The sequence below is a fragment of the Sphingomonas chlorellae genome (assembly GCF_056485145.1).
This window is the reverse complement of the sequence record NZ_JBQXXM010000001.1, coordinates 946998-963352: the sequence shown is the minus strand read 5'-3', so window position 1 is coordinate 963352 and position 16355 is coordinate 946998. Positions and strand designations below refer to the sequence as shown.

17 protein-coding genes are annotated in these 16355 nt (G+C 67.5%); 14 read left to right on the top strand and 3 right to left on the bottom strand.

The genetic code is table 11. The annotated features are described in order from the left end of the window. Positions 1-34 precede the first annotated feature (34 nt). The 5 genes from flgC to flhB are packed head-to-tail and all read left to right on the top strand — an operon-like array spanning position 35 to position 2905. Complete coding sequence (gene flgC / locus ACT3CF_RS04425) at positions 35-442, top strand: flagellar basal body rod protein FlgC (protein WP_478420664.1); 408 nt, start codon at positions 35-37, stop codon at positions 440-442. A 33-nt stretch (positions 443-475) separates the two neighbouring features. After that, positions 476-802, top strand: a complete 327-nt coding sequence (fliE, locus tag ACT3CF_RS04420) for a flagellar hook-basal body complex protein FliE (RefSeq protein WP_478420663.1) — start codon at positions 476-478, stop codon at positions 800-802. 3 nt (positions 803-805) lie between these two features. Continuing rightward, positions 806-1069 (top strand): flagellar biosynthetic protein FliQ, encoded by a 264-nt coding sequence (locus tag ACT3CF_RS04415; RefSeq protein WP_478420662.1) that lies wholly within the window; start codon positions 806-808, stop codon positions 1067-1069. Positions 1070-1076: 7 nt separating this feature from the next. After that, positions 1077-1835: a flagellar biosynthetic protein FliR gene (gene fliR / locus ACT3CF_RS04410; protein WP_478420660.1), complete on the top strand. Its 759-nt coding sequence runs from the start codon at positions 1077-1079 to the stop codon at positions 1833-1835. Then, complete coding sequence (gene flhB, locus ACT3CF_RS04405) at positions 1835-2905, top strand: flagellar biosynthesis protein FlhB (protein WP_478420658.1); 1071 nt, start codon at positions 1835-1837, stop codon at positions 2903-2905. The genes fliR and flhB overlap by 1 nt, the downstream gene beginning before the upstream one ends. A gap of 131 nt (positions 2906-3036) precedes the next feature. On the opposite strand, the gene ACT3CF_RS04400 is transcribed toward flhB, so the two are convergent. Then, entirely contained in the window at positions 3037-3456 is a 420-nt protein-coding gene (locus ACT3CF_RS04400; protein WP_478420657.1) for a flagellar assembly protein FliX, read from the bottom strand. An 83-nt stretch (positions 3457-3539) separates the two neighbouring features. Here ACT3CF_RS04400 and ACT3CF_RS04395 point away from each other — a divergent pair, with 83 nt between their 5' ends. Genes ACT3CF_RS04395 through ACT3CF_RS04385 form a run of 3 tightly spaced genes read left to right on the top strand, consistent with a single transcriptional unit; the run spans position 3540 to position 5379 of the window. Further along, entirely contained in the window at positions 3540-4643 is a 1104-nt protein-coding gene (locus ACT3CF_RS04395; RefSeq protein ID WP_478420656.1) for a flagellar basal body P-ring protein FlgI, read from the top strand. Next, on the top strand, positions 4643-4960 hold the full coding sequence (locus ACT3CF_RS04390; RefSeq protein ID WP_478420655.1) for a rod-binding protein: 318 nt from the start codon (positions 4643-4645) through the stop codon (positions 4958-4960). The genes ACT3CF_RS04395 and ACT3CF_RS04390 overlap by 1 nt, the downstream gene beginning before the upstream one ends. Further along, entirely contained in the window at positions 4957-5379 is a 423-nt protein-coding gene (locus ACT3CF_RS04385; protein WP_478420654.1) for a flagellar protein FlgN, read from the top strand. The genes ACT3CF_RS04390 and ACT3CF_RS04385 overlap by 4 nt, the downstream gene beginning before the upstream one ends. A gap of 203 nt (positions 5380-5582) precedes the next feature. On the opposite strand, the gene ACT3CF_RS04380 is transcribed toward ACT3CF_RS04385, so the two are convergent. Beyond that, positions 5583-5990, bottom strand: coding sequence for a flagellar basal body protein (locus tag ACT3CF_RS04380; RefSeq protein ID WP_478421345.1), 408 nt, complete (start codon positions 5988-5990; stop codon positions 5583-5585). A gap of 2 nt (positions 5991-5992) precedes the next feature. Then, on the bottom strand, positions 5993-8782 hold the full coding sequence (locus tag ACT3CF_RS04375; protein WP_478420653.1) for an NHL repeat-containing protein: 2790 nt from the start codon (positions 8780-8782) through the stop codon (positions 5993-5995). Between the two features lie 90 nt (positions 8783-8872). On the opposite strand from ACT3CF_RS04375, the gene ACT3CF_RS04370 reads away from it, so the two are divergent. From ACT3CF_RS04370 to flhA, 6 genes are all read left to right on the top strand, one after another. After that, complete coding sequence (locus ACT3CF_RS04370) at positions 8873-9907, top strand: flagellar motor switch protein FliG (protein WP_478420652.1); 1035 nt, start codon at positions 8873-8875, stop codon at positions 9905-9907. 13 nt (positions 9908-9920) lie between these two features. Further along, positions 9921-10589, top strand: a complete 669-nt coding sequence (locus ACT3CF_RS04365; RefSeq protein WP_478420651.1) for a FliH/SctL family protein — start codon at positions 9921-9923, stop codon at positions 10587-10589. A gap of 284 nt (positions 10590-10873) precedes the next feature. Beyond that, the gene (gene fliF / locus ACT3CF_RS04360) at positions 10874-12442 is read left to right on the top strand and encodes a flagellar basal-body MS-ring/collar protein FliF (RefSeq protein WP_478421344.1); all 1569 of its coding nucleotides are present in this window, start codon (positions 10874-10876) and stop codon (positions 12440-12442) included. A gap of 10 nt (positions 12443-12452) precedes the next feature. Continuing rightward, on the top strand, positions 12453-12803 hold the full coding sequence (fliN, locus tag ACT3CF_RS04355) for a flagellar motor switch protein FliN (protein ID WP_478420650.1): 351 nt from the start codon (positions 12453-12455) through the stop codon (positions 12801-12803). Next, positions 12803-14137 (top strand): sigma-54-dependent transcriptional regulator, encoded by a 1335-nt coding sequence (locus ACT3CF_RS04350; protein WP_478420648.1) that lies wholly within the window; start codon positions 12803-12805, stop codon positions 14135-14137. Before fliN ends, ACT3CF_RS04350 begins: the two co-directional genes overlap by 1 nt. 64 nt (positions 14138-14201) lie before the next feature. Next, positions 14202-16283, top strand: coding sequence for a flagellar biosynthesis protein FlhA (gene flhA / locus ACT3CF_RS04345; RefSeq protein WP_478420646.1), 2082 nt, complete (start codon positions 14202-14204; stop codon positions 16281-16283). Positions 16284-16355: the final 72 nt, after the last annotated feature.

Below are 16355 nucleotides of genomic sequence, written 5' to 3'. Positions count from 1 at the left end.
GTGAGGCCGCCTACGGCCCCATCCGGAGTAGCGCATGGACTTGAAGACTTCGCTCGCCGTCTCGGCATCGGGCCTCCGCGCCCAGTCGCTGCGGATGCGCGTCATCGCCGAAAACCTTGCCAACCAGGACTCGGTCGCGTCGACGCCGGGCGGCAATCCCTATCGCCGCCGCGTCGCCAGCTTCCAGGCCCAGGTCGATCACGCCACGGGCGCGACGGGGGTCAAGGTGTCGGGCATCCAGGCTGACAATTCGGCCTTTACCCGCGTGTACGAGCCCGGCCACCCGGCCGCCGACGCCAAGGGTTATGTGCTGAAGCCCAATGTCAACGGCCTGATCGAGAGCGCCGACATGAAGGCCGCGCAGCGCAGCTATGAAGCCAATCTGAATGCCATCGAGGCGGCCAAGACGCTGACGATGCGCACGATCGACCTGCTGAAATAACGGCCCCGCCGTTTCACCAAACGAGGAATCCCTATGTCTATCGGAGCACTGGACGCCACCAATGCCTATGGCCGCGTTGCCGGCCTGGGCGGCACGCTGGGCGGCAAGGCGAGCACGGGCAAGACCGACGCGATCGGCGGCACGGGCGGCTTTGGCGCGATGGTCGAGAGCATGGTCACCGACACCGCCGACCAGCTGCGCACCGCCGAAAAGGCGTCGGCGATGCAGGTTGCCGGCAAGGGCGACCTGATCGACGTCGTCACCGCGATCGGCGCGGCCGAAACGGCGCTCGACACGATGGTCGCGGTGCGTGACCGCGTCGTCAGCGCCTATTCCGAAATCATGCGGATGCAGATCTGACCGATGAGCCCGGGCCAGGTCATCGATCTTGCGCAGGCGGCGCTGCTGCTCGTCCTTACCGTGGCGGGCCCGTTGCTGCTGACCTCGCTGATCGTGGGTTCGCTGATCGGCCTGTTGCAGGCGCTGACGCAGATCCAGGAAACGACGCTGACCTTCGTGCCGAAGATCCTGGCCATGGGCCTGGTTTTCCTGCTGATGCTCCCGACCATGGGCCAGGCGCTTGCCGGGTTCATGGCGCGGGTGAGCGACCTGATCATCCACGGATGATCCACGGATGATCGTCCCCCCCGACCTTGAGCTGACCGTCGCCGCATTCTTCGTGGTGTTCGCCCGCGTGGGCGCGGTGCTGATGCTGCTGCCCGTTTTCGGCGACGATTCGATCCCGGGGCGCGTGCGGCTGATGATCGCATTCGGCATGTCGGCCGCGCTGTTCGGCATCCTGGGCGATCCCGCGCGCAACGCGCTGTCGCACGGCGCGGTGCTGCCCGCAGTGCTGGTGAGCGAACTGGTCACCGGCCTGGCGATCGGCACGATCGTGCGCATCCTGTTCTTTGCGATGGCGATGGCGGGTTCGATCGTCAGCATGCAGGCCGGCTTTTCGTCGGCGGTGGTGTTCGACCCGTCGCAATCGGGTTCGGCGCCGCTGCTGTCGAAGTTCGTCGGCATCGCCGCCGCGCTCGTCTGCCTGGGGATGCAGGTGCATCACCTGTGGCTGGGCGCGATGATCCAGAGCTATCACAGCTTTCCCGTCGGCGGATTGCCGCCGATGCATGACTTTGCCCAGCTGGCGGTGCAGGCGTTGTCGCGTTCGATGACGCTGGGCTTCAGCCTGGCGGCGCCGCTGCTCGTCTATGGCATCGTCTTCAACGTCGCGCTGGCGCTCGCCGCGCGCGTTGCCCCGGCGATCCAGGTGTTCTTCATCGCGCAGCCGCTCAACCTGTTGCTGGGCGTCAGCCTGGCCGCCGCAACGATCGGCACGATGCTGACCATGTTCGCCAAGGCCATGGCCGACGCGATGCAGGGAGGCTGGTAATGGCCGGGGGCGGCGACAGCGACGACAAGACCCACGACCCAACAGACAAGAAGCTGCAGGACGCGCGCGAGCGCGGCGAGACGCCGATGGCGCCCGAGATGCGCCATGCCGCGATGTTCGTGGCGATGCTGGTCGTGATGGGCGGGCTGGGCACCTATACGCTGCGGTCGATGGGTACGCTGTTCGTGCGCCTGTGGGGCGGCGCGGACGATTTCCGCCTGGAACCCGAAGGCGCGCAGGCCTTTGCCACCGGCCTGTTCGAGATGATCGCCACCGCGATGCTGCCGCTGATGGGCGCGCTGTTCGGCATGGCGCTGCTCGGCGGGCTGTTGCAGGGGCGGCCGATGCTGGCGTGGAGCCGCATCAAGCCCAAATGGTCGAAGCTGAACCCCGCCAGCGGGCTGATGCGGATGTTCGGCAAGCAGTCGCTGGTCGAGTTCTTCAAGACCTTTGCCAAGCTGTGCATGGTGGCGGGCATCGCCGGCGTGATCGCCTGGCCCTATGCCGCCGGCGTCGACCAGCTCGTCGGCGCCGACCTGTACACCACGGGTGCGGCGGCGTCGTCGATCGTGCTGGCGATGCTGCGCCCGATCGCGATGCTGGTCGGCGCGCTCGCGCTGTTCGATTTCGTGTGGCAGCGGCGCGCGTTCATGAAGCGGATGCGCATGAGCCTGCAGGAGATCAAGGACGAGCACAAGGACGCCGAGGGCGACCCCAAGATCAAGGCCAAGATCCGCGGCATGCAGATGCAGCGCGCCAGGAACCGGATGATGGCCAATGTGCCCAAGGCCAGCGTCATCATCACCAACCCGACGCACTATGCGATCGCGCTGCAATATGACCATGGCGTGATGGCGGCACCGGTGGTGGTGGCGAAGGGCGTCGACGCGATCGCGCTGAAGATCCGCGAGATCGCGGCCGAGCACAATATCCCGATGGTCGAGAACCGGCCGCTGGCGCGCGCGCTCTATGCCAGCGCCGAACTCGACCGGCCGATCCCGGTCGAGCATTATGCCGCGGTGGCCGAAGTCATCAGCTACGTGCTGCGGATCGCACGCCAGCGCGCCTGACGCGCGGCCGGGCTACGGGCGACGATGCCCGCGCCCCCTTCCCTTTCCAGCTCCCTTTCGTGATTGCCGGGATGGCCGAAGGCCGTCGTCCGGGTGCGCCGATGTTCCCGGACAGGCCCGGACGGGCCCGATCAGATCTCGATATCGAACTTGGCGAGTTCGACGCGGACGCGCAGGTCGATTTCCGACAACAGGTTGGACAGCACGGGATTGTCGCTCGTCTCGAACGTCTGCGACCATTCGGCGATCTCGCGCAGCCGGTCGACGCTGGCCACGCCGGTCGACAGTTCGCGATGCAGCCGGTCCAGCGCGTCGAGGCCGCGTTCGGCGTCACGCGCCATGCGGCGGCGCCGTTCGACCTCGGGATCGGTGGTGCCGAGCGCGACGAGCATCTGCACCGACGGCGTCGTCACCGCAGCAGTGCCGCCGTGCGCGGGATTGGCATGCGGGAGCGGCGGCGCATCGAGCGGCGTTTCGAACCGGGGCGCGACCTTTGGCAACGCGGCCACAAGGCTGCGCACCAGCATCGGCGATATGGTTTCGATCCGCACGTTTTCTTACCTCGAAGCCCAAATGGCTCCCCCTTTTCTTCTATAAGAAGATTACCGCGGACTTTCCACGCTTTTGAGGGTTTATGCAGCGTTTAGCGGCTTCGTTCATCGGCCTCGCACTGGCGTTCGCCGCCGTGCCCGGCGCGCACGCACAGACGCGCATCAAGGACATCGTGGATGTCGAGAATGTGCGCGAGAACCAGCTCGTCGGCTATGGCCTCGTCGTGGGTCTGGCGGGCACGGGCGACCGCGTGCGCAACACGCCGTTCACCGAAGAATCGATGCAGGCGATGCTCGAACGGATGGGCGTGAACATCCGCGGCACCAGCATGCGCATCCAGAATGTCGCGGCGGTTTCGATCACCGCGCTGATGCCGCCGTTCGCCCGGTCGGGATCGCGCATCGACGTGCAGGTCTCCGCACTCGGCGACGCCACCAGCCTGCAGGGCGGGACGCTGATCGCGTCGTCGCTGCGCGCGCTGGACGGCGAGATCTATGCCGTCGCGCAGGGGCCGGTCGCGGTTTCGGGATTCAAGGGCCAGGGCGCCGCCGCGAGCGTGAGCCGCGGCGTCACCACCTCGGCACGGATCGCGGGCGGTGCGATCATCGAACGCGAGGTGCCCTATTCGCTGCGTTCGGCGACGAGCCTGAAGCTCGCGCTCAAGAACCCCGATTTCGCGACCGCCGACCGGATCGCACGCGCGATCAACGGCCGCTTTGCGGGCACCGCCGAGGTGCTGGACCCCGCCACCGTCGAGGTGAAGCCGGGACCGGGCTTTTCCGGATCGGTGGTCGATCTGGTCACGCAGGTCGGCGATCTCGAGATCAAGGTCGACCAGCCGGCGCGCGTCGTCATCAACGAGGCGTCGGGCACGGTGGTGATGAACGCCGATGTGCGGATCACCCCGGTGGCGATCGCGCAGGGTGGGCTGACGATCACCGTTTCGGAAACGCCGCAGGTTTCGCAGCCCGCGCCGCTTTCCAACGGCCAGACGACGGTGGTGCCGCGCACCCAGGTGCAGGTGAACGACGGCAACGGCGCATCGCTGGCGCTGGTGCACGGCGCATCGCTCCAGTCGCTCGTCAGCGGACTGAACAAGCTGGGCGTGAGCCCGCGCGACCTGATCACCATCCTTCAGGCGGTGAAGTCGGCGGGTGCGCTCCAGGCCGAAATCGAGGTGCAGTAATGACCGAAATCACTCCCCTTCCCACCCCGCAGACGAGCGCGGCGACCGGTGCGGCCGGCACGCGCACGACGCCCCGGGTCAACCCCAAGGACGCCGCGACCGCGCGCGATTTCGAGGCGGTGTTCCTGGGCCAGATGACGCAGCTGATGTTCGAGAACACCCAGACCGACGGTGAATTCAGCGGCGGCCATGGCGAGGAGATGTTTCGCGGTGTGATGGCCGAAAAGCTGGGCACCGAAATCGCCAAGCGCGGCGGCATCGGCCTTGCGCCGGCCGTGCTCGACCAGATCATCAAGCTTCAGCAGGGACAAAAATGACCGAACAGCTGATCGACGCCATGCAGTCGCTGACCGCACTGATGGAAGAAGAGAGCGACAGGCTCAGCCGCGGCGGGTTCGTGCCCGAAATCGGCGAGATCGCCAACGCCAAGATCCGCCTGACCGGGTGCATCGAAGCCGAGCTCGCCCGACTGAAGCGCCAGTCGCCCGAATGGCCCGAAACGCTCGACGCCGAGGCGCGCCAGGTGCTTTCCGACGCGAGCCGCGAACTGCGCGACGCATCGACCGTCAACGCCGACATCCTGGCGCGCAAGATCGAGCTGTCGTCGGAGATGATGGCCGCCATCGCCGCCGAGGCACAGCGGATCTCGGGCTCGCGCAGCACCGTCTATGGTGCGAGCGGTGGCCTGGGCGGCATGGACATCGCCGCGCCGATCTCGATCAACGCACGCCTCTGACCACGGCGTCGCGTACCCGCGCGACGGCAGGCGCAGAACCCGAAAGGCGGGGCCTCGGACCAACCGAGCCCCGCCTTTTTCATGGGCAGCTTGTTCCACCACGTCGGCGCGATGCTCGAATTGCCGGCATCGTCCGCGATGCCATGAAAAAAGGGGCTCCGCCGCGTGGCGAAGCCCCTTTTCGTTGTGCCGTGGTCGCGGCGTCAGCCGTTGTTGCGGCCGATCGCGGTCTTCAGCAGGCTGATCTGCTTGCGATAGAGGCTGGTCATCGCGGTGAAGTCGGCCTGGACCTCGCCCATCTTGAGCAGCTGGTCTTCGAGCGTGACGTTGTTGCCGTCGGGCTTGGTCTCGGTGATGTCCTTGTCGAACACGAGGTTGCTGCCCGCGCGCTGGATCGCGCCGAGCCCGCGCATGCGCTGCGTCAGCTCCACCTTGGGCTTTTCGACGACGCCGCTGCCGCCGACGAGATAGGCGAAGCTGGGCGACGACACCTCGCGCGCGCGGTAGCCGGGCGTTTCGCTGTTCGCGATGTTCTGCGACACGACGCGCTGGCGTTCGGACAGGTTCTGCATCCGCTCGCGGATGCCGGTGAGAATGGCGGGGGTGGTCATGCTCATGCTTGCGTTCCGCTTCCGGCAGTCAGGCGCTGCAACGCGGCCTGATAGTTTTTGAGCTGGGCCTGCTGATAGGCCGAGACGCTGCCGCCGCTCTTGCCCGACTTGGAGGCGTTATAGGCATCGACCATCGCGGCCTTGCCGTCGTCCCAATAGAGCGAGCGATAGGCGGTCTGCGTCATCGAGAGCGCGGCCTCGATCTTCTTGAAGGCCATCTTGGCGGCATCGGCGGTCTTGACGCTGAGCGCCTCGGTAAGGCCGAGACCATAGGTGCCGCCGGGCTGGACCTTGGGCGCCGAAGCCGACACCGTGTCGGGCGTCGCCACGCGCTGGGGGTCGAGCCCGAGCTTGGAGAGCGCATCCGAGTCGGCGGGGCCGGCCATGAAGTCGATCGAATGCCCGGCCTTGACGTTGACGCCGAGCGCGCGGCCTTCCGAAGTCTTGGGCGTCGAGATCAGCGCCTTAGAGCCGACGATCCAGCGCAGCTTGTCGGCCAGCGTGGTCATCGTCTCGTTCTTTTCGATCGTGATCTTGCGGATCGCGCCGCCATCGACACGGATCGAAAAGGAGTCGCCGGCACGCAGCGCGGTCTGCGTCGTCAGATTGGCCGAGATGACCGGATTGATCGCGCCGCGCGCGAAACCGATCGCCGAGAGCGCGTTCGCCCCGCCGACATCCGCGGCAACCCGGACAGGCTCGGTCCGCTGAAGCGGCGTGCCGAACTGGTCGGTGCTGACGATCGCGCCCGACGCCATGTCGATCCGCGACACGAAGCCGTCGACCGAACCGCTCTTGGCACCGCCGAGCGCCCCGCTGGTGCGTCCGCCGACATAGAGGTCGGAGCCCATGAAGGCGACGCTGTCGACCTGATCGGTCCCCGAAGTGGCGAGATAGGTGACCGAGGCGCCGCTGAGCCCCGCGTCGATCCGCGCGACGAAGCCGTCGCGGCCGTCGGCGGTCGAATTGACCTGCGTGCCGGCAAGCGGCCCGCTGGTGGCGCCGCCGACGACGATCGTGCCGTCCGGACCGACCGCGATCGCGCGCGCATCGGCCGCGCCGAGCGTCAGGCTGCCCATGTCGGTCGCAAGGCTCGAGCCGCTCATCTTGTGCAGCTCGGCGACGCCGTTGTTCGAGACCAGCGCGAGCAGGTTGCCGTCGCCGTCGACCGCGAGGCCGGTGACGCTTTCCGAATTGTCGGTGGCGCCGCTGATGATCCGCCGCTCGGCGATCTTGCCGTCGGCGGTGAGCCGGGTGATCGCCCCGTCGCCGCCGTCCTTCCCGAGGCGCCCGCCGACATAGATCGAGCCGTCGGCGCCGACCGCCACGGCCTTGGCGGTGTCTGCCCCGGCCGAGCGGACGACGGTCGAGAACTGCTCGTCCCCGATCGGCGAATATTTGGTGACGAACATGTCGCCGTCGGTGCTCATGTTGTTGAACGCACCGTTGACCGTGCCGGCGACGACGATGTTGCCGTCGGGCGCCATGCTGATCGCCGCACCGGTCGACGAGCCCGCCGCCCCCAGGCTGCGCTGCCACACGACCTGACCTTCACCGTTGAGCTTGGTGAGGAACAGATTGTCGTCGCCGTCCGAACGCATCGCGCCCAGATCGCCCTTGGTGGTGCCGACGACATAGGTGTTGCCTTCGGCATCGGTGACGGTGCCGGCGGCGTTGGTATCCGCATAGACGTTGCTGGTCGTCGTCTTTTCGATCGTGACCTTGCCGTCGTCCCCCGTCTTGGCGGTGGAGATCGTCGTCGTCTTGCCGAGCAGCTTGGCGCGTTCGGTTTCGGGCGCGTCGAGCGCCGCAACCGTCGCCATCGACTTGCGCGTCGCCGCGCCGGTGGGATCGTCGATCCGGAACACGGTCGTGGCGGTGGGCGAATCAAGGGCGGTCTGGCCGGTGGTGACGACAAGCGCGTTCTTCGCACCGACCTGGTCGAGCGTCAGATGCTCGACGCCGCCGGGGGTGACGAGCTTGATGCCCCATTTGTCGCCCTGCTTCTCCGCCTCGAAATGCGAGCGCCAGCGCGACTGCTGATTGCCGTTGTCGTCGAGCGCGATCGTGCCGTCCGGATTGCGCGCGGGCACGGCCTGGATCGCGGCGTTGAACGCGTTGACCACCGAATCGATCGTCGGCGGCTGCGGCCCCTGCGACAGGTCGACGGTGACCTTGTCGTTGTAGCGCGTGCTCGACAGCCCGATCGTGAACACCTCGTTGCCGGCCAGCCCCGGCAAGGCATCGTCGCGGTTCTTGACGAGTCCGTTGCTCGAAAAACTGTACTGGAACGGATCCTGGACCGCGACCGTCTTCACCAGGCGGTTGGCCTGGGCGAAGGCAAGGTTGACCTTGTCCGACGGCGCCTGGCCGAGGAAGGTCTGCAGATCGGCGAGCCCCTTGGCGAACGCCTTTTGCAGCGTCGCACGCTGGGCATCGGAAGTGGTGGTCGCCGACGCGCTTTCGCTGAGCACGCGCAGCCGGTCGAGCGCCTTATAGGCGATGAACGACGTCTGGACGTCGGGATCGAGCTGATCGCCGACGGTGACGCCGCGATCGATGATCGTGCGCATCGCCAGCACCGACGAGACCTGCGACGAGAGCGAGCCGGTCGAGGTGTTGCCCTTCGCGTCCCAAGGCGGCGTCGTCGGCGTCGCCGTGAACAGCGCCTTGGCCGCGCGCACGTCCTTGCTTTCGATCTTGACCGCGCTCGCCGCCGCGGCGGCGGCGCTGAACGCGTCGCTTCCGGAAAGCAGGCTTAGAGCAGTCAGACCGTTCGATAAATTAACCATGCGTCGTCCATCCATCCCCCGAGGATAGTCCTATAATAGACGGGTACGCCTGCATGCGGTGGGCGTGTCGGCATTTTTCAGGGGTTACGAATGAGCCTAATGGCACCGGTGGCCGAGCCGCCCGAGCTGAAGCGCTATAATGGGCCGCAGCGTGCGGCCGCCCTCATGCTCGCGCTGGGCCGCGAGCACGGCGCGCCGATCTGGGAACAGCTGACCACCGAGGAGATCAAGGAGCTTTCCTCCACGATCGCCAGCCTGGGCCGCGTGCCGTCCGAAGTCGTCGAACATCTGCTGGTGCAGTTCACCAGCGAAGTCGCCTCGATGGCGACGCTCCACGGCAGCTTCGAGACCACCGAGCGCCTGCTCGCGGGCATCATGCCCGGCGACAAGGTCAAGGAGATCATGGAAGACATCCGCGGTCCGTCGGGCCGCACGATGTGGGACAAGCTGTCCAACGTCAGCGAGACGGTGCTTGCCGGGGCGCTGAAGCACGAATATCCGCAGACCGTGGCGGTGATCCTTTCCAAGCTGCGTTCTGACCATGCCGCGCGCGTGCTCGCCGAGCTGCCGCGCGACTTTTCGGTCGACGTCATCATGCGCATGCTGCGCATGGAAACGGTGCAGAAGGATGTCATCAACCAGGTCGAGCAGACGCTGAAGAGCGAGTTCATGACCAACCTGTCGCGTTCGCAGAAGCGCGACCCGCACGAGGCGATGGCCGAGCTGTTCAACTCGCTCGACCGTTCGACCGAGGAAGCGATGCTCACCGCGCTCGACGCCCGCGCGCCGGAAAGCGCCGAACGCATCCGCGCGCTGATGTTCACGTTCGAGGATCTGTCGAACCTGCTGCCGACCGCGATCGCCGTTATCGTCCGCAACGCCGACAAGCGCGAGATGGCGCTGGCGCTGAAGGGCGCGCCGGACAAGCTGAAGCAGATGTTCTTCGGCGCGATGACCGAACGTGCCGCCAAGCTGATGCGCGAGGACATGGCCGCGATGGGCCCGGTTCGCGCACGCGATTGCGAGGAGGCGCAGTCCGCGCTCGTCCGCCTGGCCAAGGGCCTTGCCGATCGTGGCGAAATCCTGCTCGTCGACCCCAAGTCCGACGACGCGATGATTATCTGAGGATCGAGTTTCGATGAGCCTTCAGACCTTTCAGCGCTTTGGTTTCGACCGGGTCTTCTCGGCAGAGATGGACGACGCACCCGGGGCGGCTGCCGCAGCCCCGGTGCCGTCGGACCTTCAGCTCGAGATCGAGGTGCTGCGCACCGAAATCGCGACGATGAAGGCCGAACAGGGCGCGCAGATCGCCCTCGCCCGCGCGCAGGGCTTCGACGCCGGGCTGGCCCAGGCGCGCAGCGAGCGCGACGTGGCGCTGCTGAGCGCGGTCGACGCGTTGCAGGCGGGGATCGAGGCGCTTGACGAGCGGTTCGACGAGGTGGCCCGGCAGTTGACGAACGATGCCGCCGACGTCGCGCTGACGGCGGCGGACATGATCGCCGGCCGTGCGCTGCGGCTCGACCCCGACCTTGCGATCGACGAGGCGATCGGCCGCGCGCTGTCGCAGGTCGCGCGCGGCACCGAGATCGAGGTGCGCGTGAACCCCGAACTGATCGAACCGATCGAGGCACGCATCGCCGATCGCCAGACGCGCGACCGGCGCCGGCTGAACCTGGTGGTCGTCGGCGACGTAACCGTCGCGCCGGGCGACGCCGTGATCGGATGGGAAGCCGGCGGCCTGGCCGTCAACGCCGACGCGCGCCGCGCGGCGGTGCGCGCGGAACTGGAAACGCTGCTCCCGCATTGATCCCCTGCCCATTCGACCGGCGATCGACGACACAGCTCCCGTCGAACGCATCGCCGGTCAACTGACGCGCCGAGCCGCACCGCGGACGGCGCGTTTTTGTTGGCCGCACCATGACTTGTGCCGGTGCGGCGCCGGCACCCGGCAAAAAATTCCCACTCGGCACAATCTGCCGCGTCCGCCCCTCCTATAATTTGATCGAGGGGGCGAAGGCCCCAGGTCCATCTGACGGGGCGACTTTGGAAGCGATCAAGAAATTTGCCGAGCAGATCGGCCCCAAAAGGCTGATGCTGATGGGGGGCGTAGCCCTCATTCTGCTCGCGGCGCTGGCGTTCGTCGCCACGCGCACCTCGAAGCCCACGATGGGCTATCTGTACACCGATCTCGATCCCTCGGCCGCTTCGGCGATCACCGAGAAGCTGAAGGCGCAGAACGTGGATTACACGCTGTCCGCCGACGGCACGTCGATCATGGCGCCCGAGAGCAAGCTGGCCGAGCTGCGCATGTCGCTGGCCGGCGAGAAGCTGGGCGGCAAGATCGGCTATGAGGTGCTCGACGAGGAACAGCCCTTCGGCGTTTCCGCCAGCCGCGCCAAGATGAACGAGACGCGCGCGATCGAGGGCGAACTGTCGAAGTCGATCCAGACGATCCAGAATGTCAGCGCCGCCCGCGTCCACATCGTGATGCCGGAACGCCAGATGTTCGCCAACGAGTCGCGCAAGGCGAGCGCGGCGGTGACGGTCAAGACCAAGGGCCGCCTGCCGTCCGAAACGATCGCCGCGATCCGTTACCTGGTGTCGTCGTCGGTCCCCGAACTGTCGCCCGACGCGGTTTCGGTCGTCGACCAGACCGGCGCGCTGCTGGCGCGGGCGGGCGATCCGAACTCGGCCGCCGCGGGCGATGCCGACGAACGCCAGCAGGCCGTCGAAGCCAAGCTGCGCCAGGAGATCGAATCGCTGCTCGAGCCGATCGTCGGCCAGGGCAAGGTGCGTGCCGAGGTCTCGGCACAGATCGACCGCGACCAGACGCGCGAGGAAGCGAACGTCTTCGACCCCGACAAGCAGGTCATCTCGCGCCAGGTCACCGTCGAGAGCGGCGACCAGAACCGCGAGACCGATGCCGGCCCGCAGACCGCGAGCGTCGCCAACCAGCTGCCCGAGACGCAGGGCCAGGCAAACAACGCCCCCGGATCGAGCAAGCAGTCGGCGAGCAACCAGACGTCCGAAGACACCACCTATGACAACAGCTCGACCAAGACGGTCACGGTGCGCGCGCCGGGCAAGGTCACGCGGCTGAGCGTCGCGGTGATGGTCGACGGCGGTGAAAAGGGCCTGCCCCAGCCGCAGATCCAGCGCCTGCAGCGCCTGGTCGAGAACGCCGTCGGCGCCGACACGCAGCGCGGCGACAGCGTGGTGGTGGAAAGCATGCCGTTTTCGGCGGGCGACCCGCTGGCGGACAAGCAGTCGAGCTGGTGGTCGGCCTTTACCTCCGACCGCGCGATCGGACTGATCGAGCTGCTGGTGCTGGTGGGTGCAGGCCTGTTCGCCCTGCGCATGTTCCGCCCGAAGGCCGCGCTCCCCGCCCCGATCGAGGCAGAGCCCGCACCCGAGCTGATCGGCGCCCAGTCGCCCGAGATGCTGGCGCTGGCCGAACGCGCCGCCGACGGCGACGAGGAGGCGCGCAAGGAGCTGGAGGCGATGGCGCATGCCTCCGAACAGCCGCTGCTCGAACAGGAAATCGCCCTGGCCCAGGTGGACGGCCGCATCAAGCTTTCGGCGCTGAAGCGCATCGGCGAGGCGATCTCGCAGAACCCGCCCGAAGCCGCTTCGGTGATCCGCCAGTGGATGAACGCATAGGATTATGACGATGGAACCCGAACCCAACGAGATCATCCCTGCCGACAACAGCGACCAGCCGTCGCCCCTGTTCGAGGATTTCGCGGCATCGCCCGCGCAGGAGCATCACCCCGCGGGCAGCGAGGGCCTGGAGGCCGTCTATGACGTGCCCGTCAAGGTCCAGGCGGTGCTGGGGCGCGCACGGATGCCGATCGGCGAACTGCTGCACCTCAACAGCGGCGCGGTCGTCGAACTCGACCGTCGCGTCGGCGAGCCGGTGGACATCTTTGTCAACGATCGCCTGATCGCCCGCGGTGAAGTCGTGCTGATCGACAATTCGCTGGGCGTGACCCTGACCGAAATCGTCCGCCAGGATCAGTGATGCCGACCAATATCCGCATGTTGTTGATCGGAGCGCCCGGCGGCGAGTTCCGGCGCGCGGCCGAAATGGCCCGCGACGCCGGCGCCGACGTGGCCATGGCCGATACGCCCGACGAGGCGCTGGCCATGCTGCGCGATGCCGGCGGCGACCTGGTGATGATCGACGTCGAGGCCGACGTGCCGCGCTTCATGGCAAGCGTGCGGGCCGAACGGTTTTCGATCCCGGTCCTGGCCTGCGGCATCAACGCCCCCGCCCAGCGGGCAGTGGCCGCGATCCGGGCCGGCGCCCGCGACTATGTGCCGCTGCCCCCGCAGCGCGAGCTGATCGCCGCGGCGATCGCCTCAGCCGCCGAGAGCCGCGCGCCGGTGCAGCTGAGCGAGCATCCCGGGCTGGCCCGCGCACTGGCGCTCGCCACCGCGATCGCGCCGAGCGGCGCGCCGGTGCTGGTCGTCGGCGAAAAGGGCAGCGGCAAGGAGGCGATGGCGCGCGCGATCCACGAGGCATCGGGGCGTCCCGATCCGTTGCTGGTCGTCGAGTGCGCAGGCGTAGCGTCCGACGTGCTCGAATCCGAACTGTTCGGCCATGAGGCCGGCGCCTTTCCCGGCGCGCCCGCGCGTCGCCTGGGCCGGCTGGAAAAGGCGGGATCGGGCACCGTGCTGCTGCGCGAGGTGGGCGCGCTTGCCCCCGCCACGCAGGCGCGGCTGGTCGCGGCGCTCGAACAGCAGCATTTCGCCCGCCTCGGCGGCAATGCCCGCGTCGCCTTTCACGCGCGGCTGATCGCATCGACCAGCATGGATCTGGAAGCGATGGTCGAGGCCGGCAGCTTCCGCGCCGACCTGCTCGTGCGATTGGGGCTGGTGCGCGTCGAGGTGCCGGCGCTGCGCGCGCGCGGCAACGACGTGATCCAGCTCGCCCGCCATTTCGCGACGCGCTTCGCCGAAAGCGACGGCGTGCCGACGCGCGCGTTCAGCGATGCCGCACAGGCGCTGCTGACGCGTTACCCCTGGCCGGGCAATATCCGCGAGCTGGAGGATTGCGTCCATCGCGCGATGCTGCTGGCGCGCGGCGAGATGATCGGTCCCGACGACCTGGTTCGTTCGGACGGCACGCGGCTGGGCGAAATCAGCCCCGCCGAGGCGCCGCGCCTGCCGATCCAGGGGCTGGTGGGCCGTACCGTCGAGGAAGTCGAGCGCGAGCTGATCCTGCAGACGCTCGAACGCTGCCAGGGCAACCGCACCTCGGCGTCGCACATCCTGGGCATTTCGGTGCGCACGATGCGCAACAAGCTGCGCACGTTCATCGAAGCCGGCATTCCCGTTTCGCCGGCGGCGTGACGCGCATGCGTGCCGCCGGCGCCCCTATCGTCCTGACTGATCCGCTGCTGCAAGGCTGCTGCTGATGCCTCCGATGCTCGTCAATCTTCTCCAGCGTATCGGCGCCAATCGCGACCTCGCGCTCGCGGGCGGCGTCATCGCGATCATCGCGATGCTGATCCTGCCCATGCCGGGCTGGATGCTCGACCTGGGCCTCGCGCTTTCGATCACCGTGTCGGTCATGATCCTGATGACCGCGCTGTTCATCGAGAAGCCGCTCGAGTTGAGCGCGTTTCCGACGATCCTGCTGATCGCGACGATGCTGCGGCTGGGCCTCAACCTGGCATCGACGCGCCTGATCCTGAGCCACGGCCATGAAGGCCCCGACGCCGCGGGCGGCGTGATCGGCGCCTTTGGCGAGTTCCTGATGGGCGGCGAGACGCTGATCGGGCTGACGATCTTCATGATCCTGATCGTCATCAACTTCGTCGTCATCACCAAGGGCGCCGGCCGCATCGCCGAAGTGGCTGCGCGCTTCAGCCTCGATTCGATGCCCGGCAAGCAGATGGCGATCGACGCCGACCTGTCGGCGGGCATGATCACCGAGGAACAGGCCCGCGAGCGTCGTTCCGAGATCGAAGCCGAAAGCGGCTTTTACGGCGCGATGGACGGTGCGTCGAAGTTCGTGAAGGGCGATGCGATCGCCGGCCTGCTGATCACCGCGATCAACATCGTCGTCGGGCTGACGATCGGCGTGGTGTCGCACGGCGTGCCGATCGCCGAGGCGTTCCGCACCTATACCGTGCTGACCGCGGGCGACGGCCTGGTCAGCCAGATCCCGGCGCTGATCGTGTCGACCGCGGCGGGCCTGCTCGTTTCCAAGGGCGGCGTGAAGGGCAAGACCGGAACGGCGCTGGGCGACCAGCTGGGCCGTTACCCCAAGGCGTTCGGCATGGTGTCGGTGCTGATGGGCGCACTCGCGCTGCTGCCCGGCCTGCCCTTTGTCCCCTTCGCGCTGTTTTCGGGCCTGGCGGGGTTCGCCGCCTGGCGGATGACCAAGCGGGCCGAGGCCAAGGCGCTGCTCGAACGTGCCGTCGAGGCGCAGGAACAGCTCCAGGCGCAGATCGTCGAACAGCCGATCGCGCAGACGCTGGCGATCGATCCGGTCCGCGTCGAGATCGGCTATGCGCTGCTGCCGATGATCAACGACAGCGAGCGCGAGCCGCGGCTGGACGACCAGGTGCGTGCGCTCCGCCGCCAGATGGCGACCGACTATGGCTTCGTGCTGCCGTCGGTGCGGATCATCGACAACATGGCGCTGAAGCCCAACGAATATGTCATCACGATCAAGGAAACCGAGGCCGCGCGCGGCGAGATCCGGCTGGACAAGCTGTTGCTGATCAACCCGGGCGGCGGCCCCGTCGGCCTGCCGGGCGAGCCGACCACGGAGCCGGTTTTCGGCCTGCCCGCGCTGTGGATCGACCGCGAACTGCGCGACGAGGCCGGGTTCCGCGGGCTGACCGTGGTCGAATGCGGCACGATCATCACCACGCACCTGACCGAGCTGGTGAAGGACAATATCGCCGACCTGCTTTCCTATTCGGAGACGCAGAAGCTGCTGACCGAGGTGCACAAGGACGCCGAGAAGCTGGTTTCGGACATCATCCCGTCCAAGGTCTCGATCTCGAGCGTGCAGCGCATCCTGCAGAACCTGCTCGCCGAAGGCGTTTCGATCCGCGACGTCCCGACGATCCTGGAAGGCATCGCCGAGGCGGCCCCGCTGACGGGCAACCTGACGCAGATCACCGAGCATGTCCGCAGCCGCCTGGCCCGTCAGATCAGCGCGCAGCAGCAGCGCGGCGACGCGATCCCGGTGGTGACGCTGTCGGCCGAATGGGACCAGGAGTTCGCGGACAGCATCCTGGGCCAGGGCGACGACCGCCAGCTGGCGATGGCGCCGAGTTCGCTCCAGCGGTTCATCGGATCGGTCCGCGACACCTATGACCGGATGGCGCAGGACGGCGAGATTCCGTGCCTGCTGACCAGCCCGAGCATCCGCCCGTTCGTCCGCTCGATCATCGAGCGCGTGCGGCCGGCGACGGTGGTGCTGTCGCAGAACGAAATCCACGCCCGCGCCCGTATTCGCGCGCTCGGCATCATCGGCTGAACCCGCCTGGCCGAAACCCGTCCTATAATGATGGGTGGGCTCCCGGCGTTTTCGGGCAGCATAAAGGGTAGT

Excerpts from the sequence above, each read along its gene's own strand:
- flgC (WP_478420664.1), top strand. The coding sequence starts at position 35 with ATGGACTTGAAGACTTCGCTCGCCGTCTCGGCATCGGGCCTCCGCGCC.
- fliE (WP_478420663.1), top strand. The coding sequence starts at position 476 with ATGTCTATCGGAGCACTGGACGCCACCAATGCCTATGGCCGCGTTGCC.
- ACT3CF_RS04415 (WP_478420662.1), top strand. The coding sequence starts at position 806 with ATGAGCCCGGGCCAGGTCATCGATCTTGCGCAGGCGGCGCTGCTGCTC.
- fliR (WP_478420660.1), top strand. The coding sequence starts at position 1,077 with ATGATCGTCCCCCCCGACCTTGAGCTGACCGTCGCCGCATTCTTCGTG.
- flhB (WP_478420658.1), top strand. The coding sequence starts at position 1,835 with ATGGCCGGGGGCGGCGACAGCGACGACAAGACCCACGACCCAACAGAC.
- ACT3CF_RS04395 (WP_478420656.1), top strand. The coding sequence starts at position 3,540 with ATGCAGCGTTTAGCGGCTTCGTTCATCGGCCTCGCACTGGCGTTCGCC.
- ACT3CF_RS04390 (WP_478420655.1), top strand. The coding sequence starts at position 4,643 with ATGACCGAAATCACTCCCCTTCCCACCCCGCAGACGAGCGCGGCGACC.
- ACT3CF_RS04385 (WP_478420654.1), top strand. The coding sequence starts at position 4,957 with ATGACCGAACAGCTGATCGACGCCATGCAGTCGCTGACCGCACTGATG.
- ACT3CF_RS04380 (WP_478421345.1), bottom strand. The coding sequence starts at position 5,990 with ATGACCACCCCCGCCATTCTCACCGGCATCCGCGAGCGGATGCAGAAC.
- ACT3CF_RS04375 (WP_478420653.1), bottom strand. The coding sequence starts at position 8,782 with ATGGTTAATTTATCGAACGGTCTGACTGCTCTAAGCCTGCTTTCCGGA.
- ACT3CF_RS04370 (WP_478420652.1), top strand. The coding sequence starts at position 8,873 with ATGAGCCTAATGGCACCGGTGGCCGAGCCGCCCGAGCTGAAGCGCTAT.
- ACT3CF_RS04365 (WP_478420651.1), top strand. The coding sequence starts at position 9,921 with ATGAGCCTTCAGACCTTTCAGCGCTTTGGTTTCGACCGGGTCTTCTCG.
- fliF (WP_478421344.1), top strand. The coding sequence starts at position 10,874 with ATGCTGATGGGGGGCGTAGCCCTCATTCTGCTCGCGGCGCTGGCGTTC.
- fliN (WP_478420650.1), top strand. The coding sequence starts at position 12,453 with ATGGAACCCGAACCCAACGAGATCATCCCTGCCGACAACAGCGACCAG.
- ACT3CF_RS04350 (WP_478420648.1), top strand. The coding sequence starts at position 12,803 with ATGCCGACCAATATCCGCATGTTGTTGATCGGAGCGCCCGGCGGCGAG.
- flhA (WP_478420646.1), top strand. The coding sequence starts at position 14,202 with ATGCCTCCGATGCTCGTCAATCTTCTCCAGCGTATCGGCGCCAATCGC.